General features: G+C 66.5%; 2 protein-coding genes. Both read right to left on the bottom strand.

The features are described from left to right. The coding region (locus EJ105_RS27680) for a hypothetical protein (RefSeq protein ID WP_250168894.1) at positions 1-304 on the bottom strand (304 nt) is incomplete at its 3' end. 5 nt (positions 305-309) lie between these two features. Then, the gene (locus EJ105_RS27675; protein WP_250168893.1) at positions 310-663 is read right to left on the bottom strand and encodes a hypothetical protein; all 354 of its coding nucleotides are present in this window, start codon (positions 661-663) and stop codon (positions 310-312) included. Positions 664-809 lie beyond the last annotated feature (146 nt).

Here is an 809-nt window from a genome sequence, read left to right as displayed (position 1 = left end):
TGTCCGGCTTCACCACAGCCGCGCCGAAGTCGGGCGGCTCGGCGCCCCACCATAGGACGTTGACGTGGTAGCCCGGCAGGGGCGCGGTGACGGGGGACGGGCCAAAGGGTGTGTCGATGGTCGCACCCGTGAGCACGCGGATCTCGCCCACGAACACCAGGTCGTAGCGCGTGCCGGCGGCGAAGCCAGTGGAGGGCCACGTCTCCCCGCCTTCGGGGTCGATGGCGGGGCCATAGCCAAGCCCGGCGGCAAGCGCCGCCAGCGCCGCGGCGCGGTCGCCGAAGCGCAGATAGATCGTGTGCATGGATGTTACTCCCAGGGGCGATCCATGACACCGACAGCCGCCGCGCTGCCGGCGATGGACCAGATGTCGATCTCATCGATCGCGATGACGACGCCCTGGTCCAATCCGTACGGGCTGCCGAAATACATCGCGGAGATGGTGCCGCTGGCTGGCGTCACATTGCTGCCGGCAAACCCTCCGCCAATAGATGCTGCGCTCCCGCTGGAGCCCCAGGACATGCAGGCTGTCAGAGCCCCCTCAGGCACCGGTCGTGCCAAATAGATGCCGGTCCCCGGCGGGGAAAATGTATAGTATCCGGATGCATGTTCGAAATAGAATGACGACGATCCAAAATGCACCACCGTGCTATAGCCGCTCACCAGACCCTTATGCGAGCCCCTGAAGGCCAGCGTGCAGCCTGTCGTGTTCACCGCCCCTACCGCCTTGCCGGACCATGGTGCCAAATCGGCGGGTCTGGTGGTGGCGCTGCCGGCGGTGGCGATTAGCGACGTGGCGGCCGAGCCTG

The organism is Xanthobacter aminoxidans, assembly GCF_023571765.1.
Classification (GTDB): Bacteria; Pseudomonadota; Alphaproteobacteria; order Rhizobiales; family Xanthobacteraceae; genus Xanthobacter; species Xanthobacter aminoxidans.
Note: the sequence above shows the minus strand (reverse complement) of the source record. Positions and strands in the feature narration are given on the sequence as shown.